Genomic DNA, 25,155 nt, shown 5'->3' on the forward strand with positions numbered 1-25,155 from the left:
TTACAACAGCGAACAATTGAAATAAAAGCGAATCTAACAGCAAAGAAATGAAATACTAACTAAGAGAATAAAGAGTAGGTATAAATGTAAAATTGGGGGAGTAATAAAATAGATTAGATGGTGGGTCGTGCTGGATTCGAACCAGCGACCAATTGATTAAAAGTCAACTGCTCTACCAACTGAGCTAACGACCCATCTAATTGTAACGCTTTGAATTGTTTGATTTAACTGGTGGGTCGTGCTGGATTCGAACCAGCGACCAATTGATTAAAAGTCAACTGCTCTACCAACTGAGCTAACGACCCATCAAATTAAATCTAACTGCTTAGCAATAAAGGAAAATTTATACCTTCCTTGCTTTGCATCTCGTCTCTCGGTGACGAGGGCGCATATAATACTGAATTCGAAATTTCATGCAACCTTAAATTACGCTTTATTTTCATAAATCGTATCGTTTGCTTGAAAAGCATACAATACGAGGGTTGCGCGGTTATTTTTCAATCTAAATAGAGGTGAAAAATTCAAATACTATGCGTGAGCCGCTAATTATTTAACGGCGTTTAACTTAATTTCTGCCAATTTTCGCGCTGAAGAATTAGGGTACTCAGCAACAACTTTTTTCCACAATTGTTCTGCTCGCGCAATATTTGAGCGCTCTTGCTCACAAATACCTAACTTGAGCATCGCATCTGCCCGTTTCGAGGAATCAGGAAATTGTGTTATCAAGGTATCGAACTGATTAGCAGCCGCAGCCCAATCCTGTTTATTAAACAATAATTGCCCAAGCCAGTAATGCGCGTTAGACGCATAACTAGAGTTAGGGTAGTTCTGTAAGAACGATTGAAACTCAGGGATCGCATCATCGTAAAGCTTATCTTTTAAGATAAGATTCACCGCTTTATCGTAGGCTTGGTCTTCATTTAAGCTGGTAGCAGCCCCCTGATTAGTCTGATTAGCTTGATTTAGCTCTCCAGAGCTCTGAGCGGCACCAGGCGTCATCACGGCGGCAATACGTTTATCAATTTCTAAATACAGTTCCCGCTGACGTTCTAAAATCCGCTCTAGTTGATAATTGTGCTTCTCAATACTACCACGCAACTCATTCACTTCATTCTGGAGCAAATCAAGTTGCTCCTGAACGCGGTGTTGCTGGGCGGTACGCGTATTAAAAAGACGTTCGAGGGTGGCTAAACGTGACTCAGTACTGCCACTGCTTACATCCGCTACAGGCGCAGGAGCCGCATTTACTGCGGCCCCAAATATCGCTGTCAGAGTAAGCGCAAGAATGCGTTTATTCATAAATCCAACTTTTATTGATATACAAGAACACCACGACGGTTTTCAGCAAATGCAGCTGTGGTACCTGAGGTATCGATAGGCTTTTCTTCACCGTAAGACACAACTGACACTTGTGAGGCACTCACGCCAGCATTCATCAAGTATGTTTCTACAGATTTAGCACGACGCTCACCCAATGCAATGTTGTATTCAGGTGTGCCACGGCTATCACAATGCCCTTCAATCACAACAGATTGCCCAGGGTTTTTCACCAAAAATGCAGCATGTTGGTCAAGTAAAGCATAATACTTCGAACCTACGCTAGAACGGTCAAAATCAAAATAAACAACCTGATCATCCATCAATGCACTTTTCTCTTTTTGCATGACTTCTTCAGGAGACAACATAGGCTTCATATTGCCTGCTTGCACTTTTGCTTCTTCCGCTTTGCGATCCGCTTCTGCTTGTGCTGCAGCAACACGGTTACGCTCTGCTGCTAGCTCTTCTTCGCTAGGACCAGACGAACAAGCAACCATTGTCACGATTGGAAGTGCAAGTGTGATGCCTTTGAATATTTTGCTAAGTTGCATTTTCTAATTCCTTATTATTATCAAATTTATAAATAGGTTAAACATGTTACAACAAAAATGGCGACCAACTTGGCGACTTAACCTGCCCATCAGAAGCGGGTAAACGCGCCTTGAAGCGACCATCTAAGGAAACCAAAGACAAAACTTGCTTACCTTGATGTAACGTACTGTAAATAATCATACTTCCATTTGGTGCAATACTCGGGGATTCATCCAAATAGGTTTTGGTTAATACCTGAATATTTCCATTGTTTAAATCTTGCGCCGCAATATTGTAGTTCCCTCGAGTACGGTTGACCATGACCATGCGACCACCGTCAGGGGTGATGGTTCCCCCAAGATTCATTTCACCGTCAAACGTCACCCTTCTGACACTGTTAGAAGCTAAATCTACGCGATAAATTTGAGGTTTACCACCCCGTTCAGAACTAAATATCAAGCTCTTACCGTCAGGTGACCAGCTCGGTTCAGTGTCAATTGCACGGTTACGTGTTATCCGTTCTAGACGCTTCGAGGCGATATCCATCACATAAATCTCTGGGTTACCGTCTTTGGATAAAACCATGGCTAACTGTTTACCGTTAGGCGAGAAAACCGGTGCGCTGTTTATGCCAGAGAAATCTGTCATTTGCGTTCGGCTCATGGTGTATAAGTCTTGAATGTAAATTTGCGAACGTTTGTTTTCAAACGTCACATAAGCCAATTTAGTGCCATCTGGTGACCATGAAGGAGACATAAGAGGCTCTTTCGAGCGAAGCAGCATAGTTTCGTTTACGCCGTCATAATCGGCCACAACCAACTGATAAGGAAAAGCATTGGTTTTACGGTCACGCACAACAACATAAGCGATACGCGTCATAAACGCCCCTTTTTCACCTGTCAGTTTTTCATACACAACATCACTGATACGATGGGCGTATTGTCTAAACCCCTCTCCTGTTATCACTGTTTGGCGGCTATCTAAAATATGGTCATTACTGTTAGTTAACTGACCATTATTTAACGCTTGGGCCTTACCACCTGTTATTTGGCCACGAATCGCATCGACTAAAGTGAAGTTAACGCGATAGCGATCAGGTCCCTCAGGGGTAACCGAGCCAACTAAAATAGCTTCAACACCGGTTGCCGCCCAGGCTCTGTAATCTAATTCACTATCAGTATGCGGTTGACCGGGCATACTGGCTGTATCAATTGGGCTAAACTTACCACTTCGCAGTAAGTCACCGCTTATCACCTCTGATAGCGCTTCTGGCATCTGTCCTGGGCCGTTCCACTTAAAAGGAACCACCGCAATAGGACGTGCGGAATCGATTCCTTCGGTGATGACTATTTCCAAACTTGCTTGGCTAGATGCACTTAACATCAAAGACAAAAAGGTCAAAATACGGGTAATTCTAATCATTATAATTCGGGCTCTACAGTTAAATTAATATCACGGAGCTTTTCATACACATCAGCTTCCTTTGATACCGGAAGGGTACCGGCTTTGAAAACAGCAGATTTAGCAGCTCTGCATAATATAGGATCTCCACCTAATTCTTTTACCTGAATAACCAGACCAGAGGACGCCAAGCGAACATTCAACTGACAGGATTTCCCCTTCATTGAATTGTCTACAATCAGCTGACGCTGAATGGCTTGATGGATCAGTGCTTGGTACTTTTGTACTTCAGTTAACACTTGTTTACTGCGTCGTTGCTGGCGCACAGCCTGTTCTGCTTCGAGTTGATCCTGCAACGCACGTTCTTGACGTGCTTTTTCCGCCGCCTCAGCTTTCTTACGTTGCGCTTCTTTTAAGGCTTTTTCTTCCTTCTCACGAGCTTCTTTTGCTTTCCTAGCTTGCTCTTCTGCTTTCTTGCGTTCTAATTCCTTGCGTTTGCGTTCTGCTTCAGCCGCTTTCGCTTTGGCTTTTTCCTGCTCTTGCTTTTTACGCGCTGCAATAGCTGCTTGTTCCGCTTTTTTACGTTCTTCACGTTGGCGTTTATTGCGCTGCTCTATTTCAACCGCTTCTTGCTCTTGCTGTTTGCGTTTTCGCTCAGCTTCATTCGCACGACGTTCCAATTCAGCAATCCGATCTTCTTCCGCCTTTTGCTTACGCTTTTTCTGATCTTCAATACGCTTAACTTGTTCTTCTACCGCATTCGTATCAACGGCAACCGCTTCAATCACTGGTTGCGATATCGTCATTTCAGTACTTTCTTGAGGCAATTTAAAATCCATGCCTGCAAAAATAAGTACACCAAATGCAAGGTGCAAACTCATTGATTTAATAAGCGGTAGGGGCATTTGAAACTTCATATTGGAATAATGCCTAATTCTCAGGAGGGTCTGTCATTAAACCGACGGAAGGCGCACCCGCGCGTTGCAACAACACCATCAGCTGCACAATGTTACTGTAGGGTACAGCGCCATCACCTTTCACCACTACCGGTGTTTCAGGTTCAATACGCAAATGTGCCGCTACTAATGTCGCCACGTCAGCAGCGGTCATAGCCTGCTCTTGGTCTTCAGCGATATTTAAAAAGTAATTTCCATCAGCATCCACTGACGCGATCAATGGGGGTTTACTGTCATCTTCTAATGGCTGCGCTTCTGCTTTAGGTAAATCTACCTTAACGCCTTGTGTCACCAACGGAGCAGTTACCATAAAGATAATTAACAAAACCAACATAACATCGATGTAGGGCACAACATTTATTTCAGACACCGGACGACGGCGTTTTCTTACATACATATTCGTTGCCTGTTAACCTTGAGCCGGCCCATTAGTGACTGTATCTGCTTTGCTGACCAACGATTGACGATGCAATATGCTGGAAAACTCTTCCATAAAGTTACCGTAATTATTTTCAAGCTTTTCAACCTGATGGCTAAAACGGTTATACGCAATAACAGATGGAATGGCAGCAAATAATCCCATTGCAGTAGCGATCAACGCTTCAGCAATACCCGGGGCGACCATAGCTAATGTTGCTTGTTGCACTTCACCTAAAGCGATAAATGCATTCATGATCCCCCACACCGTACCAAACAAACCAATGTACGGGCTAATCGATCCCACCGTCGCTAGAAAAGGTAAACGACTTTCTAAATCGTCTATTTCACGTGATAAGGACACGCGCATAGCTCGATACGTACCGTCCATTATGGCTTCTGAAGGTGTGGATGAAGACTTTCGCAGTCGAACAAATTCTTTAAAACCTGCACAAAACAAGCTAGCCATACCACCTACTGATTCGCGAGCCGCTAACTCTTGGTAAAGACGATTGAGATCAACCCCCGACCAAAATTTGTCTTCAAATTTTTTCATATCGCTTTTCGCACGACTCAAGGCCTGCGAACGCTGAAAAATAAATGTCCAAGACGCTACAGATGCAGCTAATAACAACAACATAACTAGCTGAACTAATAAGCTAGCTTGCCAAAATAAACCAAATATTGATAACTCAGACGACACTCGAAAATTCCTCTAATATAAACTCAGGAATGGCAACCGGCTTCATTCTTTGAAGCTCGACACACGCCACCCTTACTAATGCACTGACCAAGTGTTGTCCACTTGAACTTGTTATTGTTTGTTTGAACACCAAGCTAGCACGCTTCAATTCTACTATTTCGCTTTGAATACTCAATAGCTCATTAAATCGTGCTGGAGCATGGTTGTCCATTTCGACACGTTTGACGACAAAACCAATGGATCGTTCCAATAACCCATCTTGTTCTATTCCAAGGGCACGCAACCACTCGGTTCGCGCTCGTTCAAGAAACTTTAAATAATTTGCGTAATATACGATGCCTCCCGCATCAGTGTCTTCATAATACACTCTAATTTGATGCTCAAATACCGCTAACTTTTTATCCGACACCCTTTTACTCCTACCTGACTACACAGGCACTTTTTATAGAGCATAAATATGCAGTAACAACCTATGCTTGTGAATTTTGAAAACCAAAGAAAATATTAAAATACATAAGGTTACATGAAGCCAATCGCACACTATCATCAAATTCTATGCGCAGCCAAAACAATGTTTTGCATAGATATTCATTTTTATTGCAAAAACTCAACTCAAATAGATTTTTGTAACAAAAAAAATAATGGGTTAAAAAACACACTAAATACCTAACGCCATGTTTTTAAAGGAAAAATATAGAACATACTCACTTTAACAACTTTTAAACAATTAACGCCATGCTTAAAAACATTAGTTTTTCTAATGGCAAGATGGTAATTTTTCTCAATTGCGGATCTTAACGACGAGGCTATAATGATCTTGTTTTCTCGATTAGCAAACGTTTCCAACCGATTGTTAATCAGATGCTGATGTCGACTCCCTGTTGACTGACATGTTCCCTGGAATTTTATTCCATTCAACTTTATTTGTTGCTTTGCCCGCATAATTTATGCGGGCTTTTTTTTGCTTGAGTTTTACCCTCTAAGACGCCTTCGAAATTCCTTTTTACTCCCTAAATTAATTGGGTTCGTAGTCAAATCCGAAATGCAAATAGGCACGTTGGGAAACAATTCGCCCTCTGGGGGTACGCTGCAAAAAACCTTGTTGAATTAAAAAGGGTTCAATTACATCTTCAATTGTATCCCGCTCTTCACCAATCGCCGCTGCTAAGTTATCAAGGCCTACCGGCCCACCCATAAACTTCTCGATTATGGTAGTCAGCAATTTTCGGTCCATGTAGTCAAAACCTTCTTTATCAACATCAAGCATGTCTAGCGCGGCTGAAGCAACCTGACTACTAATTTTCCCATCGGATTTGATTTCCGCGTAGTCTCGAACCCTACGTAATAAGCGGTTACTGATACGCGGCGTACCACGAGAGCGCTTAGCGATTTCTATTGCCCCATCCTCGGCTAAATCCAGTGCTAAAAACTCTGCTGATCGCTTAACGATTTGTGTCAAATCTTTAATATTGTAAAACTCGAGACGCTGCACAATACCGAACCTGTCGCGTAACGGCGACGTTAATGAGCCTGCTCGCGTCGTCGCGCCAATTAACGTAAAAGGAGGGAGTTCGAGTTTAATTGAGCGCGCTGCTGGCCCCTCGCCAATCATAATATCAAGCTGATAATCTTCCATGGCGGGATAAAGAATTTCTTCAACGACTGGGCTCAAACGATGAATTTCATCAATAAACAGTACATCGTTTTCTTCTAGATTAGTGAGCAGAGCCGCAAGATCTCCTGCTTTTTCAAGCACTGGACCCGAGGTGGTTTTGATACTCACGCCCATCTCGTTTGCCACTATGTTAGCTAATGTGGTTTTTCCTAGTCCTGGGGGGCCAAATATCAGTAAATGATCCAGCGCGTCGCTTCGTTTGCGCGCCGCTCGGATAAAAATATCCATTTGCTCACACACATGATCCTGCCCAGTGTAGTCAGCGAGCATTTTGGGGCGAATAGCACGATCGATGACTTCATCTTCGCGAATGGCGGTAGGTTGAATAAGGCGATCTGCTTCTATCATGTGATTATTTACTTCTAACAGTGGTTTTATATACAGTGCATAGTCTATGAGAGTCGAGACGGATACTCAAGGACACGCCCAAGACTAATTACACTGTGATGCATTTCGCGGGCCCCTAGTAAAGATGCAAGGGGTATGCGAAATAGCGCTTTAGAGCATTGCTCGCAACGCTTCGCGGATCAATGCTTCGCTGGTAATGTCTTTAACATACACAGAGTTAATGACTTTGCTGGCTTGCTGAGCTTTATAACCTAAGGCGATTAATGCGCTGAGTGCTTCCTCTTTGGCATCAGTCGAGGTGACAAACGTATTTTCTATACCATTTGAGCCTTGCAGGGTGAAATCATCCCCTGCGCTTTGCTCTAAACTTAACTTTTTGAAGCGGTCTCGCATTTCAATCACTAATCGCTCTGCGGTTTTTTTACCGACACCAGGGAGTTTTACTAAGGCCGTAATATCTTCGTGAGCGACGCATTGCATAAAGTTTTGACCCGACATACCCGACAAAATAGTTAATGCCAGTTTTGGCCCCACTCCACTGGCTTTGATCAACTCGCGAAATACTGCACGTTCGTTTTTATCCGCAAATCCAAACAGTAACTGTGCATCCTCGCGGACCACAAAGTGCGTGTATACACTTGCTTGTTCACCCACCTCTGGTAATTGATAAAAACTGGTCATAGGGATCTGAATTTCATAACCTACTCCTGATACATCAATTAGCACTTCAGGTGGTTGTTTTTCAATTAATGTCCCGCGAATTCTACCAATCATATTTATTCTCTTTTATTTAGCGTAATCGACCGCGTACGGTTTTCTTCACTTGACCCGCCATTTTGATCAAATTCTCTTCACTGTGACTATGACATAAGGCCACAGCTAGTGCGTCTGCTGCATCGGCTTGCGGTGTGCCGGGCAGCTTTAAAATAAAGGTTACCATATGCTGCACTTGCGTTTTTTGAGCATTCCCATTGCCCACCACAGATTGCTTTATTTGCCGCGCCGAATATTCAGCAACGTCTAGGCCTTGATTTGACGCCGCAACAATTGCAGCGCCGCGGGCTTGCCCTAGTTTTAGCGCTGAATCAGGGTTTTTCGCCATAAAGACTTGCTCAATAGCAAACATATCTGGCTTGTATTGTAAGATAAGCTGGCTTACGCCATCGAATATCTGTTGCAATCGCGGAGCCAGCGCGTCTCCCTGCATTCGAATACAGCCACTACCAAGATACTGTTGTTGCCGCCCTACCCTTTGTATTACGCCATATCCAGTAATACGAGAGCCGGGATCGATGCCAAGAATAATTGCCACGGGTATGATTAAACCTATTCGTTGATTGCTGCCGCTTTACGTTGGCATGAACCTATCTGGCACGCAATCTTCGATTGCCAACCGATTGGTATCTGACCACACCTTTTCCATAGCTGAGATTTTATCAAGCCACAAATATTGCAAATGCTCAGTTAAGATAATTTGCTCATCGCCTGCCACTTGGACAGAAAACACATGTTCGGTATTAAAAGGAGTACCGGGAGGATACCTGTGCTGCCAAATATCACGGATGGCAAATTGATTGGTATGCTGATGATCAGTTAACTGATAACCCGCTTTTTGAATGTCGATACCGGTTTCTTCTTTGACTTCTCGTAACGCGGTACTGATTGCCAACTCGCCGTCTTCCAATGTGCCGGTAACAGATTGCCAAAATTCAGGGTCGTCTTGACGCTGCATGACTAATACGCGGCCTTGGCGGTCATAAATAACCACCAAAGCCGATTCAGGTCGCCGGTAGGCATGTTTCATAGCTTGCAGAAAAATTACTCCGCGCTGGGCGCTTTGTCCTGAGCAATATCGGTTTTAATTGACAACTCCTTCAGTTGCTCGTCACTTGCAACCCCTGGGGCGTCAGTTAACGGACATGCTGCCGTGGTCGTTTTAGGAAATGCCATCACATCGCGAATAGACGTTGCACCTGTCATCAACATCACCAAGCGGTCTAAACCAAACGCAAGACCAGCATGCGGCGGCGCACCAAACTTAAGTGCATCAAGCAGGAAGCCAAATTTCACTTCTGCTTCTTCATCGCTGATCCCTAGAATATTAAACACTTTCGCCTGCATATCCTGATCGTGAATACGAACCGAACCACCGCCTAGTTCACAACCGTTTAATACCATATCGTAGGCATTCGACAACGCGTTTGCCGGATCAGCCGCCAACTGTTCCGGTGTCATATCACGGGGCGCTGTAAACGGGTGATGTAGTGCATAGAATTGTCCGTCGAATTCTTCGAACATTGGGAAGTCGATAACCCAAAGTGGTTTCCATTCGCCTTCTAGCAAGTTTAGGTCTTCACCCACTTTTAAGCGCAGTGCGCCTAACGCTTCGGTGACAACCGTAGCAGTGTCTGCTCCGAACAATAAGATGTCGCCAGATTGCGCTTCAACACGCGAAAGCACTTGCTTGGCTACGTCTTCGCCTAAGAATTTTAAAATTGGCGATTGCAAACCATCCACGCCTGCATCGATGTCATTCACTTTCATCCATGCTAAGCCTTTGGCACCATAAATACCGACGAATTTGGTGTATTCGTCAATTTGCTTGCGCGTCATGCTCGACCCACCAGGCACGCGAATAACCGCCACACGCCCTTTGGCATCGTTTGCTGGGCCTGAGAACACTTTGAACTCTACATCTTTTAAGATATCGGCCACATCCACCAGCTCAAGGGGATTACGTAAATCTGGTTTGTCGCTGCCGAAACGACGCATGGCGTCAGCGTAGGTCATTTGCGGGAAAGCCCCTAAATCAACGTTCAGCATCTTCATAAACAAATCACGGATCATGCCTTCAGTGATTTCCATCACCTGCTCTGCGCTCAAAAACGTGGTTTCGATATCAATTTGGGTAAATTCAGGCTGACGGTCAGCACGTAAATCTTCATCACGGAAACATTTAACGATTTGGTAGTAACGGTCCATGCCTGACATCATCAACAATTGCTTAAACAACTGAGGTGACTGGGGTAAAGCGAAGAACTTACCTTTGTGGGTACGGCTAGGTACTAAATAATCGCGCGCGCCTTCAGGTGTGGCTTTAGTCAAAATGGGGGTTTCAATATCTAAAAAGCCATCGCCTTCTAAATAGCTACGTACAGCACTGGTGACTTTAGCGCGAAACTTTAAGCGATCGCTCATCACTGGGCGACGCAAGTCCAAGTAACGGTATTTTAAACGCTGCTCTTCTGAGTTTTCTTGGTTGCTATCTAAGGGCAATACCGCAGATTTATTTAAAATTGTTAGGCCCTTGCCTAAAATTTCGATTTCCCCTGTGCCCATGTCTTTATTGACTTGTCCTTGCGGGCGGGCACGTACCAAACCTTCAATTTGTACACAGAATTCGCTGCGTAAGCTGTTTGCGGTATCAAACAAGTCTGCTAGGTCAGGATCGTAAACCACTTGCACTATGCCTTCGCGATCACGCAAGTCGATAAAAATAACCCCGCCCAAATCACGGCGACGGTTTACCCAACCGCAAAGTGTGACTGTTTGTCCAATGTGTGATGCATTAATGTTGCCGCAATAATCTGTGCGCATGATGAAATAAGCCTCTAAACCAAGCTACTAAAATATAAGAAAAATAAGGCCGCGTAGTATATACCCAAAGTGTGCTAACCCCAAGAGTCTGAGATAGGCATATGCGCATTGATTAAGCTTAAGCCTTTTGTTGTGCAATTATGCCGCGATTATACTTCAAACCAATCGCCAACGACGGTAAAACCCTGAAACCACTGACAGCACTGAAAATACAAGCCGAGGGTTTGCGTATTTATGCCAATACAATTAATTGCTAGTCTTGTGGCTTATCTTCAAGAGAGTCAGCATGTCTAGAGTGAATATAGGTTGTCCGATTTGGACCCATGATGCGTGGTTTAACAGTATTTACCCGCCGAAAAGCAGTAAGGTATCAGCTCTGCAGTCATACAGCGGCCTGTTTAACAGCGTAGAATGCAACAGTAGCTTTTATCATTTACCCAACCTCGACACACTTAAAAAATGGCGCGAGAGTGTTCCGGATAATTTTAAATTTATATTGAAGTTACCACGGGCTATTAGTCATTCGGGTCAACTGAACGCCTGCTTAGATGAGGTAAAAAACACCATTGCTACCTTAAAATGGCTAGGGAGCAACCTCGGCGGTGTTATGTTGCAGTTGCCAAAACAATTCACGCCGCTTCATCTTAACCAGCTTGGTATCTTGCTTGAGGCTATCCCCACTGATTTGCCTATTAGCGTAGAAGTACGCCACTTGGCGTTTTTTCAAAAAGGGGAACACGAAAAAGCGTTAAATCAATTGCTAATGAGCCACAAGGCGAACCGAGTGATCATGGATACCCGCGCTCTTTTTGCTTGCGAAGCAACCCAATATACAGGCAGTGAACAAGCACTTATTCTGGATGTTCAGCGTAAAAAACCACGAGTACCGACCAATGTGATCGCCACAGGAAATGCCCCTGTGGTGCGCTTTGTTGGCCATCAAGACATTAAAAAGTCCTCTGTCTTCTATCAACCTTGGATAACAAAAATCAAACAATGGTGCGATGAAGACAAAAGCCCGTCGATATTTTTTCATATGCCAGATAACAAAGATGCGCCTTGGTTAGCAGCAGCCTTTATTAAAGATTATAACCTGACCTACCCTCAAAGCCCTCTTCCTGAACTGGTATTAGCCACTAGGCAGAATCATCACCAGCAAATATCAATTTTTGATTGATGCCATCCACTTTCATAAGCGCCCAGCTTAAAGCACTGCCGGGCGTTTCTTGCGCCTTTGAGCATGGTATGCATTTATCGAAACAGGACTTTTTCTTGTTTGAACCAGTACACACAAAACCCTAACAGTAGTACGGCAATTAATGCGGTTGAGCCAAATATTGCGATCAACTGAAAGTAATCCATGGTGCCTTTAACGAGTTCTTTCATGGCAAGGGCCACATTCGTTAGCGGTACCCAAGACCAGCCGCCTTTGAGTTCAACGCCGGGCATTAGCGCCACCATAACAGGTATGATCACAAATATAACCAAAGGGCCCATATAGCTCTGAGCTTCTTTAAAACTGCGCGCATAAATGGAAATACTCAATAGTACTGAAGCAAAAATAGCCACTAAAGGAATAAGCATCAAAAACATCAACACGAAATCAACGATCCCTATTTGGCTCATAAAGTCGGTTACAAACTGCATCGCAAAACCACGGCTTAATACCAAGCCCCAGACCGCCATACTGATAACAGTAATAAGTGCTGTTGTAGCGCCAGCACAGGCAATTGTTAAAAACTTACCGAGTACTATTTTAGTGCGATCGATAGGCGAGATAAGCAGTGTCTCTAATGTACCTCGTTCTTTTTCCCCAGCTCCGATATCAGTCGCTGGGAACATTGCCCCTTGAAAACACAAAATAAACAGAAGATAAGGAAGCATGCCGCCAATTTTCTCCCCCCAATTTTCGCGTTGATCTGCTGTGCTTATTTGCTTTAACTCGATTGGGTTTAACAAGGCACCTTGTTGCTCAGCTGACACACCAAGTGTTGAAAATGCCAATGCTTGGTATTCATCGGCATACTTTTGCACTAAGGCATTCACACGGTTATGCACCATGTTTAACTGCGCATCATTCAAGTGAAGCGTTATCGTTAGCTGCCCGCTTTGCAGAATATCCGCACTGTAGTTTTCTGGCATGACAATAGCAAAATCTATCGCGTCGCTTTTAATGAGTCCTGCGTAGTCGGTATTATCACCAATATCCACTCGCTCAAACTTATCCGATTGTACTAAGTCTTTTGCCAACTCAGGCGCATACTGCGCGTTAACAACAGCGTATTTAAGCACTTTGCTTTCGGCTTTCTCGAATGCCTGTGCGGTAAAATAAGCCATACCGCCGAAAATCAATGGGAAAATCAGGATAGGTAATGCGATCATAAAAAACAGGGTTTTACGGTCTCGCAATAATTCTTTAATTTCTTTAAAAAAGACTAACCACATACTATTTCCCCTGTTCAATGCTGGTTAAAAAAGCGCCATGTAACGAGCCATCCGCAAGTTCAGTAAACTGTTGCAACGGCCCATCAAATTTACTAAGACCTTGGTCAATAACCGCCACTCTATCGCACAATTCACTGACTTCATCTAGGTGGTGAGTCGAGAAAATCACCGGCGTGCCTAGCTCTTTTAGTCCGCGAATAAAACTTAATACGGTTTGCGTCGCCATAATATCTAAACCTGTGGTCGGCTCATCCAAAATGACCACTTCTGGGGAATGCACAACCGCGCGTGCTATTGCCACTTTTTGTTTCATACCGGTAGAGAAGTTCTCGCTGCGCCGGTCCAAAAATGTGTGCATATCGAGCAGTTCGGCTAATGATTCGATCCTTTGCTTTATTTGCCCCTGGGACATACCGTGTAATTTGGCAAAGTATTCAATGTTTTCCCGGCCGCTCAAGCGGCCATACAGGCCTGTAGAGCCTGACAAAAAACCGATCTTTTTGCGTGCTATTACGGGGTTACTCAACACATTCGTACCATTAATACTCACGCTACCGCTGTCCGGCTTAAGCGCTGTAGACAACATGCGTAATGTTGTGGTTTTGCCCGCGCCATTAGGCCCAAGTAAACCAAGTACTTCACCTGGCTGGCACGTTAACGATACGTCAATAACCGAATGAAAAAAGCGCCCTTTTAACCTAGGATCTTTACGCTCCTGTTCGCTTAATTTCTTCGGGTTTTCAACCGAAAACTTTTTTGCCAAACCTATTATCTCTATCATTCCTTTACCTTTTTTCTGGGGCCTATTAACCACTCTTAAAGACGACCTGTTCCCGCGCGTAGTAAACCTTAAGCTACTCGTTCGGCGAGGTTAACAATAGTTTGCTACTTTAGCTCAAATAGCTACAACCTAGTAGCTGAAAAATGCGACAATAATCTTTAAAATCATTAGATTAGTTATTTTTATAACCACAATACAGGATAAACAAGGACACGTTTCATGGTCTCTTCACTCAATCCATTCACGGCCTGCTTAGGTGTGCTTTACCAGCCAACGGCAACATTTGGCGCACTAAAAGGTCAGCATAACTGGTCTTGGCTACCTTTTGTATTAGTGGTGCTCGCGGCTATTTTGCCTGTTTATTACTACTTTCAAGTGGTGGATTTCCAATGGTATAAAGAGGTGATTATTTCCAGTCAATTTGCCAATGTTAGTCCAGGTGAACAGCAGGCTGTCAGTGCGTCTTTAAATGCCACCAAAGGCGTCGTTGGCACCATCATTACTCCATTGATTATGGTGTTGGTCTTGGTCTCCCTGATGGCTCTTTATCTAAACGTAATGACCAAATCAGATCCCGAGAACATCTACGGTTTTAGTGATTGGTTTGGCTTTTCATGGTGGGCGTTATTGCCATCATGCGTAGGCGCTTTGCTCAGCGGGATCATTCTGTTTTGGTTAGATCACGGTCAAATCAGCTTCGATGCGGTTTCCCCAAGCGCACTCTCTTTTCTCTTTGCTATTCCTGTCACGTCGACCTGGTTTGGCCTAGCCAGTAGTATTAAGTTAGAGATAGTGTGGAGCATGTATTTAGTGGCGGTAGGCGTCTCACAGTGGGTAAATATAAGCTGGCGAAAAGCCTTACTTGTTGCATTCACCCCCTGCGTCGTTCTTTGGCTTGTTTGGGCGTTGATTATTATTTTCGACTGAATGTGCGCAAGCTTAGTCAAATTAATTATTTATTGGAGTTGGTATTAATCCGTTTGGGACGAAAATAATCTCGATTTTGGTAAAACTGCTCTACTTGATTCTGCTCACACCATGCTGGTATCCCTAACAGCGGTATAGGTAATAGGGGTTTGGTCTGCTCGAACAAAGCCTTGTCTCTGATCATCTCATGTAAGCCTGCGTCTATCTCAGCATTTTGCTCAAGCACACTACGCTTAGCAAAGCCAGATTTCACGCTAACGGCTAACCACTTGCCGGTTAATCCAATGAATGGGTTAAGCAACATTTCATAATTTGCATGGCCGAACATACGAGCATGTATCACAAGCCCCCATGCACTGCGCCGTGTGAAAAGCGCTTCGCTCCAGCGATGTTCCCCTAGCAGCTCAGCGATGTCTGAGCCTTGGGAATGCTCTATCGCCAATACCACTCCACATTCATCGAAGTGGGTAATATGATTGCGTAAGCGACTACGTGGGCTAAGCCCATGCTTCTCAATATCCTCAACATGCAACTGATTTAAATACTTTTTCGTCGCCGGATATTGCAACCACACCAACCCATTAAAGAGATCATGCCAACCATTGGCTCTGGTAGGGATATGCCCATGTTTAAAAATGATTTGTTCATAATAATCCTCACTCTCAGGTAAGGCATCCTGATCAATAAAATCTGGGGTGGCCTGCTCAGCTATGTGAAAGCGTTGCTTTAGGGTATTTAGTCCCTGGGCATTAGGCCAGCACGAAAAATCACTCAGTATAAACTGAGCTTCTAAACGGGCTAATGGTGCGCAAGATAACTGCTGTGTAAAGGGTTCATTCCAGGGTAAAGACATAAAAAGAAAAGCAAAATTCGTTGCGAGTAAGTTGATGAATGGCATTATACCCACTCAATTCTGTTTCGTATCCACAGAAAATGCATGGCAATTATAATAATTAACACTAGGTGAATATAACAATGAAAAAAATTCAACTGGCCGCTATTCCCCTCATCAGTGCAACTTTGTTTGCCTGTGGAGTGAATAGTGATAACACCTCAACTCCTAGCGCAGGCAATGATTTTAGCATCGCGTATCAGAGCATTAGTGATGCAACGCTTAGAGCACACACTAAAACCCTAGCATCTGATGAGTTCGAAGGCCGCTCTCCCACGTCCCATGGTGAAAAAGTCACCCTTGATTATTTAGTCGACCAATTTAAGCAGATGGGCTACCAACCGGGTAATGGCGACAGCTACCTGCAAGCAGTTAACCTACTAGAAATGACCGCTTCCCCTGACATGACAATGACCATAGGTGACAATCAGTTCAGCTATAAAGAAGGGATGATCGCCTCAACAAAAAGAGAACAAGCACAAGTCAGTGTGACTGACTCCGACGTCGTATTCGTCGGCTTTGGTGTTAACGCTCCTGAATATGGCTGGAATGACTACCAAGGCCTAGATGTAAAAGGAAAGACCGTCGTTATTTTGGTTAACGATCCTGGCTTTGAAAACCCTGATAGTGGAAAGTTTCAAGGGAAAACCATGACCTACTATGGCCGCTGGACTTACAAATATGAAGAAGCCAGTCGCCAAGGCGCAGCAGCAGCTATTATCGTCCATGAAAAGGCACCGGCTTCCTACGGTTGGTCTGTTGTAGCAAATAGTTGGAGTGGACCCCAGTACAGTCTTGTGAGCGACAATGGCAATGCGGATCGTGTTGCGGTTGAAGGTTGGTTATCTAACGCGGCGGCTAAACAGGTTTTTGCAGACGCTGGATTAGACTTTGCCAAAGAAAAAGCCAAAGCGTTACAAGGCCCCTACCACACTAGCTTAAAGCAAAAAGCCTCGGTGACAATCAACAGCACCATGAAAAAATCTGTTAGTTATAATGTCATGGCGACGCTACCCGGCTCAGAAACGCCAGAGGAACATGTTATCTACACGGCGCACTGGGATCATTTAGGTAAAGATGACAGCAAAGAAGGTGACAATATTTATAACGGCGCACACGATAACGCCACAGGGACAGCCAGTGCCCTGGCTATCGCAAAAGCCTATAAAACTCTAGGTACGGCGCCGAAACGTTCAGTCGATTTTCTTATCGTTACCGCTGAAGAGCAAGGTTTGTTGGGCTCGCAGTACTACGCCCAGCATCCGATTATTGCGCTGGATAAAACCGTGGCAAATATTAATATGGACGCTATGAACGTGCTCGGTCGCACCAAAGATATTGCTGTGGTAGGTATGGGTAAATCCGAACTTGAAACCTATTTAGCCAAAGCGGCGACACGCCAAAACAGAACATTAACCCAAGAATCACGCCCTGAGGCAGGTTCTTACTATCGTTCTGATCACTTCAGCTTTGCCAAGCAAGGCGTTCCTGCGTTGTATGCAAAAGGCGGAAACACCCCCATAGATGAGCAAACCGCACAGTACAAAAAACGGACTAAAGTATTGATTACAGGGTGTTATCACCAAGTTTGTGACCAATTCCGTGAAAATTGGGATTTTTCCGGAGTACGAGAAGACACCCAACTACTATTCGAAGTGGGGTATGACATTGCCCAATCTGCGGATTGGCCTAAGTGGAACGCGAGCAGTGAGTTTCAGCGTAAATAATTTTTAAACGTTAAATAATCTGCTTCAAGCCGGTTGGCGAACGCTTCGTCCAACCGGTCATTTGCTATTTAACTTACGAAATTAGGTTTGATTAATGCCAATAAACAGCCGTTAATCTATCTAATAGCCAACAAGTGTAAAAAAATTACAGTTTCCCCTTGCTTTTTTTTCTCATGCTGGCAAATTCAAGGGCGCAAGAAAGTAATAATAAATACTATAACCAGCACTTTCCCCGCACGCATGTTTGGTTTTCAAGATAACCAAGCGAATCAGCTATATGAGTTAGTAACAAATAACCAAAAGAGAGAAACCTTTTTATGTGTGGTATTTTCGGCATTCTGGACATCAAAACTGATGTATCAGAACTTAGAACGCAAGCATTAGAACTTTCCAAATTACTGCGTCATCGCGGTCCTGACTGGTCAGGTGTATGGAATAATGATAATGCTATTTTGTGTCACGAGCGCTTAGCGATCGTTGACGTTGACAAAGGCGCGCAACCACTTATCAGCCGAAATAATAATAATGTACTTGCCGTTAATGGTGAGATTTACAACCACAAGGCTCTTGAGCAAAATCTCTCTCAACCTTACGATTTTAGAACCAAATCTGATTGTGAAGTGATTCTTCCTTTGTATGAACAACAAGGCATTGAGTTTATTGACCAATTGCAAGGTATGTTCGCATTCGTACTTTATGATCAAGCCCAAGACGCTTACCTTATAGCACGTGATCACATGGGGATTATTCCTTTGTACACAGGCTTTGACGAGCACGGTAACTTCTATGTGGCATCTGAAATGAAGTCATTAGTCCCTGTTTGTAAAACAGTACAAGAATTCCCTCCTGGACATTACCTATGGAGCAAGTCAGGCGAGCTGAAAAAATACTATCAGCGTGACTGGATGAGCTACGAGAATGTCAAAGACAACACCACAGATTTAAATGATCTGAAAGTCGCGTTTGAAAAATCAGTTAAATCACACTTGATGTCAGATGTACCTTACGGCGTACTATTATCCGGTGGTTTAGATTCTTCGTTGGTATCAGCGATTGCCGCTAAATACGTTGCTAAGCGCGTAGAAGACAACGATGAGTCAGATGCATGGTGGCCGCGCTTACACTCGTTTGCAGTGGGCCTTGAAGGCGCGCCTGATTTAGTCGCGGCGCAAAAAGTAGCCGATATGATTGGAACGGTGCATCACGAAGTACATTTCACCGTACAAGAAGGGTTAGACGCCATTCGTGACGTGATTTACCACCTTGAAACATACGATGTAACCACTATTCGTGCCGCTACCCCTATGTACCTAATGAGCCGTAAAATTAAGGCCATGGGAATTAAAATGGTCTTGTCTGGCGAAGGTGCTGATGAGATTTTTGGTGGTTATTTGTACTTCCACAAAGCGCCTAACGCGAAAGAATTCCATGAAGAAACCGTGCGTAAATTAGAGCGTTTACATATGTTTGATTGCGCTCGCGCGAACAAATCGACCTCAGCGTGGGGCGTTGAAGCGCGTGTACCTTTCCTTGATAAAGAATTCTTGGACGTAGCAATGCGCTTAAACCCACAAGACAAAATGTGTCTTGATGGCAAAATGGAAAAATGGATTTTACGCAAAGCGTTTGATAACGGTGAATACTTGCCTGCTGAAGTATTGTGGCGTCAAAAAGAACAATTCAGTGACGGTGTGGGTTATTCATGGATTGACTCAATTAAAGAACAAGTTGAGCAAGACATCACTGACCAACAGCTTGCAACGGCAGCGTTCCGCTTCCCTATCAACACACCAGACACCAAAGAAGGTTACTACTTCCGTACTGTATTTGAGTCTTTCTTCCCGCAAGAAAGTGCAGCGAACTGCGTACCAGGTGGTAAATCAATTGCGTGTAGCACAGTTGAAGCACTTGAATGGGATGCTAGCTTTAAAGGTAACGCAGACCCATCAGGCCGAGCCATGCGAGATGTACATAACCAAGCCAACTAGTTGAGTGGCTCAAAACGACCAGTAAAACATTAAAAACCGCTTCGGCGGTTTTTTTGTATCTGTCGCTTTTGGCTAATTATACCATTCCACGTTAATAAGTGATCACTCAGCGAGAGTTTAAAAGGGAGCAAACGCTCCCTTTGAGTTCACTTTAAGTGGGTTTAAAAGGTGACGATTTCTTCGTCGACTAAATGCCCAACTACCGGGCTTTCTTGTGCATCAACAAATGCTTTATCAATAGCCTTGGAGCGGCCACTGGTCACTTTGCGATAATTCGGATGGGTATAAATGTATGTCTGTTTCGAGTTCAGCGCTTCTAACACCCGTGCTGCTAATACACTGACAGGAATACCAGATTCAACGGCTAAAGCAGCCGCATTCGCGCCGGCTTGCAGTTTCTTTTTATCTTGGCGCTCAGTCGGCGCAACTGCATACTTTTCTTGTCGGTTACGATGTGATTCATGAATACGTGTTTTCACAAATGCCGGACATAACGCGGATACATGAATGTTATGCGGGGCAAGCTCAACCGCCCAGCTTTCAGTCATAGACACCACCGCCGCCTTAGACGCGCAATATGCCCCAGCATACGGCATCCCTAACATGCCAGCCATAGAGGCCACGTTGACAACCCAGCCCCCTTCACCGTGCTCTTTTATGGCAGGTACACACGCTTGTGCCCCATATAATACGCCCATGACATTAACATCCATCACCCAGCGCCATGTGGCGTGCTCTGTATCTTCAATCTTACCAGGAATACCTCCCACACCAGCATTGTTGACCACCATATGCACCTTTCCATAGGTCGCTTTGGCACGAGAAACGACGTCCTGCCACTGCTTGTAATCTGTAACATCCAACTCACAAGCCAATACACTTATTCCCTTGTCGAGCAACGATTGACGGGAAACAGCCAATGCCTGAATATCGATGTCACCCATGACTATATTCATCCCCTGTTGACCTAGCGCTTCAGCTAATGCCAGACCTATACCACCAGCCGCACCAGAGATGATGGCTGTTTTTCCGTTAAATTCATTCGACATGACAATTCCTCTTTCAATCGTACCCAAGGGGTTCACGAAAAGTTCACTTAGCGTGAAAATCAGGCGTGAAAATCAGCCCGTGTGATTTTCTTGGTATTTAGAGTAAGTCTGCTTTTGGTAATTACATACTTTATTTGATTAATTCACCTGACTTCATAGGATGAATAGAAATTTCTGAATACAAAGCCTAACCGTACACACCAAGCAACAAAGAAATGACAACCAGCACTTGAATCCCTAACGCCTTCCCCAACATTTAGTGTGAGTAAATACTGACAATGACATTGTTGCGTCCCTTTTATCAATTGCAGCCAGCGCTGCACGCTAACCCATGTGAAATGCACAACTTTATGCTCTGGTAAGGTTAAGCAACTCTTTTCACAACAGGAGAAATAAATTCATGTCTCAAATTGACACCTTTACCGCTTTGCTCGTTGAAGAGCAAGAAGACAACACGTTTAGCAAACGAATTGTTCAGCGCCACATCAGCGACTTACCTGAGAATGATTTACAAATTGAAGTACATTACTCGTCACTTAATTATAAAGATGCCATGTCGGCTAGCGGGAACAAACGGATTAGCCAGCACTTCCCCCACACGCCGGGGATTGATGCAGCGGGTACCGTTATCAGCGACAAGTCTGGTACGTTTAGCGCAGGCGATGAGGTACTTGCTTTTGGCTATGATCTGGGTATGAATACCCCGGGTGGACTCGGTCAAGTCATCTCTATTCCTGCAGATTGGGCGGTCGCCTGCCCGAGTACTTTATCGTTAAAAGAAGCGATGACTTATGGCACGGGCGGTATCACCGCAGCCTTGTGTATTCAAAAGCTGGAAAAGATGGGTGCAAAACCCAGTGATGGTCCTGTTGCAGTGACAGGAGCCACAGGTGGCGTAGGCAGCATTAGTATCGCGCTACTGAAGCAATTGGGCTATGACGTGGTGGCATTTTCCGGCAAGCCTGAACAATCAGATAAATTAACCGCACTTGGTGCCAGTGAAATATTGCACAGAGACACTATCTTAGAGGTTAAAGACGCCCCCGCAGGAAAAACCAAATGGGCGCACGCCATCGATACGCTAGGCGGGGACTATTTAACCGGGCTACTAAAACAGCTCAAACCTGGGGGTGGTGTTGCATCAGTGGGCTTAGCGGCCTCACCTGAGATTGCTATGAGCGTCATTCCTTTTATCACCCGTGGTATATCACTGCTAGGTGTGGATTCAGTGTATATTCCACTAGCAGACAAACAACATATTTGGCAACGTGTCGCCACGGATATGAAACTGCCTAATTTAGATAGCTACCAACAAGAAATCTCTTTGAGTGAAACCCCTGAATACCTAGATAAATTCTTTAAAAGCCAAGTGGTTGGGCGTTACGTGGTCAATGTAAAAGACGCCTAAGGTAAATCAGTAATAGGTCACATTAGTGCAAAGCAATGTGACCTATTTTCTAAGGATGTTAGAAATAACGCGAGAGCGCCGCGCGCCGAGGTAGGCCCAAGACGCAAGGTGCGAGGTGTTAATTTTCAGCTGCGGCTTCTTCAGGTTGGTACCATAACTCTTTACGCTCTAGCGGCGTAGCTGTAGGTAAAAAGCTATTTTCTAATTCAAATACATGCCTTGACGACATCTTAGCTCTGTCTAACTTGCCTTGAAATGTATGCACAAAAAGTTGTTCAAATGTGCCATTTTCTATCGCCTTCTCCAATCCTTTTTCAAGTAAATTGGCCAAGGGGCGACTCTTTTTATTGACGAAAAAGTACATTGCCTCTGGGTAACGAATGGCTATTTCTTTCTCAACCATTAAATCTGTATTGTATGCTGGGTTGTCGATCTCATCCCAAATTTCAACTACAGAGCGCGGGAAGAAATCCCCTTGTGCTTGGCGTAACAAGTTAAACAAATTGCCATACGCGTTGTCAGCAGTGACATTAAACCCGTTCGCTTGTAACACTTTAGTGTCGGGCCAGTCTCTGCCCTGTACTGGGATAAGTTTTATCAAGTGTTCTAACTTTTGAACATATTTAAATCGTGCAGGCATGTCGTCACGAATAAGCAATAATCGCCAGCCAATTAACCCTTTGTAAATCGGAATGCGGATCGGTAAAAGTTGTTGCTCTCGCTGTTTATCTGTCACGCTCCACACGACGTTCACATCGCGGCTGTCCATCAGCCGTTTCAATGCTTTATTTTGCAGCATAATACGCTCTGAGGGCATTAACGAATATTGCACGCCGGTTTGCTCTAGTGCCAACGCCAACAACTTAACTGGATATATTGCACGCTTATCCGACTCTGACATCGGCCTGGGGTAGGTGATGCGCCACGTGGCTGCCTGTGCAGACAGAGATACAAGCAGCGCGAACCCAACAATTAATTTAACCAATAGCTTCGCTCTCATCATTTTTTGCGAAAAAACTGAAAAAAGATTTCCGATCGTCATCCACTACCGCCACAATAATTTTCAACGTGCCGTCACTGACTTGCTGCAAGGTATACGACGTCGCACAGGTAAAAATAACCTGTTTGTCTTTGTCTAACAACTGCCAGCGCATTTTCAGGAAATGTAACGTATCAGACAAACGAATGGCCTGGGTTAAATTCGGCTTGTGGTAGACAACGTTTGCCTCTTTTAAACGTTTAACCATGACATGACATGCTTTTGCCAACTCTTCGCCTTGCATAAACACCCGTTTTTCATTGTCATTCATCACGACGGTTGGCAATAAACAAAAATCGATTAAACGCTCCTCATCACGTCGGTCAAGGGCGTGTGCGTAGTCTGTTAAAAATTTCATTGCGTCACGTTGCATATAAAAACCTTAATTATTCAATACCAATAAATTTATGTGTTTGCAGAGATAGCCGCCAATTACGGGCGATACAGGTTTTAATGCACAGTTCAGTTGCTCTTTTTTGTTGGCTTATGGGTTGCAGATAGATTAAAGGTTTTGTTGTATTTGAGCCCTCCAATAAAGTCAATACTTGGTCTAGTTCTTCAATGTGTTTTTCCATTGCCACAGGATGTTTAATCTCATTAGCCCGAAGCAGCGCACTTTTTAGCACATCACGTTTACCAGGCATATTAACTTTCGGTGACACCGTCACCCAAGTGTCTGGGTGCGCCATAATTTCATAGGTTCCACTTGTTTCTATTTGAACGCTATAACCATTCTCTATTAACACGCTAGACAGATCGGTTAAGTCGTACATGCATGGCTCACCACCGGTAAGAATAATATTACTTGCTGTGTATCCATGTTGCGTAAATAAATCCAATAACTGCTTAGGCGTATGCTCAAACCACTGCTCAGTATCAACATTTTGCGCCATCACAACTGACGCTTCCACTTTTAGGTTTAGATCGATTTCCCACGTGTGCTTGGTGTCGCACCAAGGGCAGCCAACAGGACATCCCTGAAGGCGAATGAAAATAGATGGAACGCCTGTATGAGCGCCCTCTCCTTGCAGAGATTCAAAAACCTCATTTATCTTGTATGTATTCAACAGCTTTCCTGTGGTTTTACTAAGGGTTATCTGGGATTTATCGACCGGATAGCTTAACATTAGCATCTTGAAAAGGTCGATTATAGAGAAGCAGAACAGATGGTACAAAAGGTGGTAGTAATTTTTTCAGGTGGCATGGACTCTTTTACCGTTCTAAATATGGCAGTCAAAGACGGTTATGAAGTACATGCGCTGTCGTTTAACTACGGACAACGCCACAGCAAGGAATTAGATTACGCCAGTCGCGCCTGCAAAATATTGGGCGTTGCGCATAAGATTATTGATATATCTGCCATTAATGAACTCATTGGAGGTTCATCACTTACTTCTGACGTTGATATCCCAGAAGGGCATTATGCAGAAGAAAGCATGAAATCGACTGTGGTGCCTAACCGGAACATGATTTTATTATCCATGGCGGTCGGTTACGCTGTTTCATTAGATGCAAATAAAGTCTATTACGGGGCTCATTCAGGTGATCACGACATATATCCTGACTGTCGACCTGAATTTGTTGAACGCATGAACGACGTTTGCGCCATAGCCAACTATGAAAAAATCGAAATTGTTTCTCCCTTTTTATATCAGAGCAAAATCGATATTTTAACCGCAGGATTAAACATGGGGCTTGATTATGGCCTAACGTGGACGTGTTATAACGGACGTGAAAAAGCCTGTGGAAAATGCGGTGCGTGTCAGGAGCGACTAGAGGCATTCGAAAAGAATGACTGCATAGACCCGTTATCCTACGAGTAATACATCCAGTTTGTTACGCACAAACATCTTAATAATGAATGCGTTATCTATTGCTTAGCGGTGCGATAACGCAAACAAATTATGTACTCATAATTTGATTTATTGAGACTTTGCAATCACTATCATTACTC

The 25,155-nt window shown here is 44.1% G+C and carries 25 protein-coding genes and 2 tRNA genes; 6 read left to right on the forward strand and 21 right to left on the reverse strand.

Going from position 1 to position 25,155, the window contains the following annotated elements:
- Positions 1 to 118: 118 nt before the first annotated feature.
- From GCHA_RS15215 to aspS, 14 genes are all read right to left on the reverse strand, one after another.
- Positions 119 to 194, reverse strand: a tRNA-Lys gene (locus tag GCHA_RS15215).
- Positions 195 to 229: 35 nt separating this feature from the next.
- A tRNA-Lys gene (locus GCHA_RS15220) sits at positions 230 to 305 on the reverse strand.
- 241 nt (positions 306 to 546) lie between these two features.
- Positions 547 to 1,299: a tol-pal system protein YbgF gene (gene ybgF, locus GCHA_RS15225; RefSeq protein WP_007989780.1), complete on the reverse strand. Its 753-nt coding sequence runs from the start codon at positions 1,297 to 1,299 to the stop codon at positions 547 to 549.
- 11 nt (positions 1,300 to 1,310) lie between these two features.
- Positions 1,311 to 1,868 carry a peptidoglycan-associated lipoprotein Pal gene (gene pal, locus GCHA_RS15230; RefSeq protein WP_007989782.1) on the reverse strand — a complete coding sequence of 186 codons (558 nt, stop codon included), beginning with the start codon at positions 1,866 to 1,868 and terminating at the stop codon, positions 1,311 to 1,313.
- Between the two features lie 46 nt (positions 1,869 to 1,914).
- Positions 1,915 to 3,270, reverse strand: coding sequence for a Tol-Pal system beta propeller repeat protein TolB (gene tolB, locus GCHA_RS15235; RefSeq protein ID WP_007989785.1), 1,356 nt, complete (start codon positions 3,268 to 3,270; stop codon positions 1,915 to 1,917).
- On the reverse strand, positions 3,270 to 4,166 hold the full coding sequence (gene tolA / locus GCHA_RS15240) for a cell envelope integrity protein TolA (protein WP_007989787.1): 897 nt from the start codon (positions 4,164 to 4,166) through the stop codon (positions 3,270 to 3,272). Before tolA ends, tolB begins: the two co-directional genes overlap by 1 nt.
- A 13-nt stretch (positions 4,167 to 4,179) precedes the next feature.
- A complete protein-coding gene (gene tolR, locus GCHA_RS15245; RefSeq protein ID WP_007989789.1) occupies positions 4,180 to 4,602 on the reverse strand; it encodes a protein TolR in 423 nt (140 codons plus the stop codon).
- 12 nt (positions 4,603 to 4,614) lie between these two features.
- The gene (gene tolQ / locus GCHA_RS15250) at positions 4,615 to 5,325 is read right to left on the reverse strand and encodes a protein TolQ (RefSeq protein WP_007989792.1); all 711 of its coding nucleotides are present in this window, start codon (positions 5,323 to 5,325) and stop codon (positions 4,615 to 4,617) included.
- Positions 5,315 to 5,734, reverse strand: coding sequence for a tol-pal system-associated acyl-CoA thioesterase (ybgC, locus tag GCHA_RS15255; protein ID WP_007989794.1), 420 nt, complete (start codon positions 5,732 to 5,734; stop codon positions 5,315 to 5,317). The genes tolQ and ybgC overlap by 11 nt, the downstream gene beginning before the upstream one ends.
- A gap of 606 nt (positions 5,735 to 6,340) precedes the next feature.
- Positions 6,341 to 7,348: a Holliday junction branch migration DNA helicase RuvB gene (ruvB, locus tag GCHA_RS15260; protein ID WP_007989799.1), complete on the reverse strand. Its 1,008-nt coding sequence runs from the start codon at positions 7,346 to 7,348 to the stop codon at positions 6,341 to 6,343.
- 150 nt (positions 7,349 to 7,498) lie between these two features.
- Positions 7,499 to 8,122 carry a Holliday junction branch migration protein RuvA gene (ruvA, locus tag GCHA_RS15265; RefSeq protein ID WP_007989801.1) on the reverse strand — a complete coding sequence of 208 codons (624 nt, stop codon included), beginning with the start codon at positions 8,120 to 8,122 and terminating at the stop codon, positions 7,499 to 7,501.
- Positions 8,123 to 8,138: 16 nt separating this feature from the next.
- Positions 8,139 to 8,660 (reverse strand): crossover junction endodeoxyribonuclease RuvC, encoded by a 522-nt coding sequence (gene ruvC, locus GCHA_RS15270; RefSeq protein ID WP_007989803.1) that lies wholly within the window; start codon positions 8,658 to 8,660, stop codon positions 8,139 to 8,141.
- 36 nt (positions 8,661 to 8,696) lie between these two features.
- Positions 8,697 to 9,152, reverse strand: coding sequence for a dihydroneopterin triphosphate diphosphatase (nudB, locus tag GCHA_RS15275; protein ID WP_007989804.1), 456 nt, complete (start codon positions 9,150 to 9,152; stop codon positions 8,697 to 8,699).
- 14 nt (positions 9,153 to 9,166) lie between these two features.
- The gene (gene aspS, locus GCHA_RS15280; protein ID WP_007989806.1) at positions 9,167 to 10,945 is read right to left on the reverse strand and encodes an aspartate--tRNA ligase; all 1,779 of its coding nucleotides are present in this window, start codon (positions 10,943 to 10,945) and stop codon (positions 9,167 to 9,169) included.
- Positions 10,946 to 11,231: 286 nt separating this feature from the next.
- On the opposite strand from aspS, the gene GCHA_RS15285 reads away from it, so the two are divergent.
- Positions 11,232 to 12,122 carry a DUF72 domain-containing protein gene (locus GCHA_RS15285; RefSeq protein ID WP_007989808.1) on the forward strand — a complete coding sequence of 297 codons (891 nt, stop codon included), beginning with the start codon at positions 11,232 to 11,234 and terminating at the stop codon, positions 12,120 to 12,122.
- A gap of 74 nt (positions 12,123 to 12,196) precedes the next feature.
- Here the strand turns inward: GCHA_RS15285 and GCHA_RS15290 are convergent, their stop codons facing one another.
- Together GCHA_RS15290 and GCHA_RS15295 are read right to left on the reverse strand one after the other, a co-directional pair.
- On the reverse strand, positions 12,197 to 13,390 hold the full coding sequence (locus GCHA_RS15290; RefSeq protein WP_007989810.1) for an ABC transporter permease: 1,194 nt from the start codon (positions 13,388 to 13,390) through the stop codon (positions 12,197 to 12,199).
- A 1-nt stretch (position 13,391) separates the two neighbouring features.
- Positions 13,392 to 14,171 carry an ATP-binding cassette domain-containing protein gene (locus tag GCHA_RS15295; protein WP_007989811.1) on the reverse strand — a complete coding sequence of 260 codons (780 nt, stop codon included), beginning with the start codon at positions 14,169 to 14,171 and terminating at the stop codon, positions 13,392 to 13,394.
- A gap of 219 nt (positions 14,172 to 14,390) precedes the next feature.
- Here GCHA_RS15295 and GCHA_RS15300 point away from each other — a divergent pair, with 219 nt between their 5' ends.
- Entirely contained in the window at positions 14,391 to 15,098 is a 708-nt protein-coding gene (locus GCHA_RS15300; protein ID WP_007989812.1) for a YIP1 family protein, read from the forward strand.
- A gap of 25 nt (positions 15,099 to 15,123) precedes the next feature.
- Here the strand turns inward: GCHA_RS15300 and GCHA_RS15305 are convergent, their stop codons facing one another.
- Positions 15,124 to 15,996: a DUF3025 domain-containing protein gene (locus GCHA_RS15305; RefSeq protein ID WP_007989813.1), complete on the reverse strand. Its 873-nt coding sequence runs from the start codon at positions 15,994 to 15,996 to the stop codon at positions 15,124 to 15,126.
- 77 nt (positions 15,997 to 16,073) lie between these two features.
- On the opposite strand from GCHA_RS15305, the gene GCHA_RS15310 reads away from it, so the two are divergent.
- Together GCHA_RS15310 and asnB are read left to right on the forward strand one after the other, a co-directional pair.
- On the forward strand, positions 16,074 to 17,717 hold the full coding sequence (locus GCHA_RS15310) for a M28 family metallopeptidase (protein ID WP_007989814.1): 1,644 nt from the start codon (positions 16,074 to 16,076) through the stop codon (positions 17,715 to 17,717).
- Positions 17,718 to 18,034: 317 nt separating this feature from the next.
- Positions 18,035 to 19,705, forward strand: a complete 1,671-nt coding sequence (asnB, locus tag GCHA_RS15315; RefSeq protein WP_007989815.1) for an asparagine synthase B — start codon at positions 18,035 to 18,037, stop codon at positions 19,703 to 19,705.
- 161 nt (positions 19,706 to 19,866) lie between these two features.
- Here the strand turns inward: asnB and GCHA_RS15320 are convergent, their stop codons facing one another.
- Complete coding sequence (locus tag GCHA_RS15320) at positions 19,867 to 20,754, reverse strand: SDR family NAD(P)-dependent oxidoreductase (RefSeq protein ID WP_007989816.1); 888 nt, start codon at positions 20,752 to 20,754, stop codon at positions 19,867 to 19,869.
- 400 nt (positions 20,755 to 21,154) lie between these two features.
- Between GCHA_RS15320 and GCHA_RS15325 the strand changes: the two genes are divergently transcribed.
- Positions 21,155 to 22,162 (forward strand): YhdH/YhfP family quinone oxidoreductase, encoded by a 1,008-nt coding sequence (locus GCHA_RS15325; RefSeq protein WP_007989817.1) that lies wholly within the window; start codon positions 21,155 to 21,157, stop codon positions 22,160 to 22,162.
- Positions 22,163 to 22,280: 118 nt separating this feature from the next.
- On the opposite strand, the gene GCHA_RS15330 is transcribed toward GCHA_RS15325, so the two are convergent.
- The 3 genes from GCHA_RS15330 to queE form a co-directional block, all read right to left on the reverse strand.
- The gene (locus GCHA_RS15330) at positions 22,281 to 23,063 is read right to left on the reverse strand and encodes a transporter substrate-binding domain-containing protein (RefSeq protein WP_007989818.1); all 783 of its coding nucleotides are present in this window, start codon (positions 23,061 to 23,063) and stop codon (positions 22,281 to 22,283) included.
- Positions 23,064 to 23,139: 76 nt separating this feature from the next.
- Positions 23,140 to 23,559 carry a DUF6841 family protein gene (locus GCHA_RS15335; RefSeq protein ID WP_272998094.1) on the reverse strand — a complete coding sequence of 140 codons (420 nt, stop codon included), beginning with the start codon at positions 23,557 to 23,559 and terminating at the stop codon, positions 23,140 to 23,142.
- Between the two features lie 28 nt (positions 23,560 to 23,587).
- Positions 23,588 to 24,328 carry a 7-carboxy-7-deazaguanine synthase QueE gene (gene queE / locus GCHA_RS15340; protein ID WP_007989820.1) on the reverse strand — a complete coding sequence of 247 codons (741 nt, stop codon included), beginning with the start codon at positions 24,326 to 24,328 and terminating at the stop codon, positions 23,588 to 23,590.
- A gap of 39 nt (positions 24,329 to 24,367) precedes the next feature.
- Here queE and queC point away from each other — a divergent pair, with 39 nt between their 5' ends.
- Positions 24,368 to 25,024, forward strand: a complete 657-nt coding sequence (gene queC, locus GCHA_RS15345; RefSeq protein ID WP_007989821.1) for a 7-cyano-7-deazaguanine synthase QueC — start codon at positions 24,368 to 24,370, stop codon at positions 25,022 to 25,024.
- The last annotated feature ends 131 nt before the right edge of the window (positions 25,025 to 25,155 follow it).

This window comes from Paraglaciecola chathamensis S18K6, from assembly GCA_000314955.1.
GTDB lineage: Bacteria > Pseudomonadota > Gammaproteobacteria > Enterobacterales > Alteromonadaceae > Paraglaciecola > Paraglaciecola chathamensis.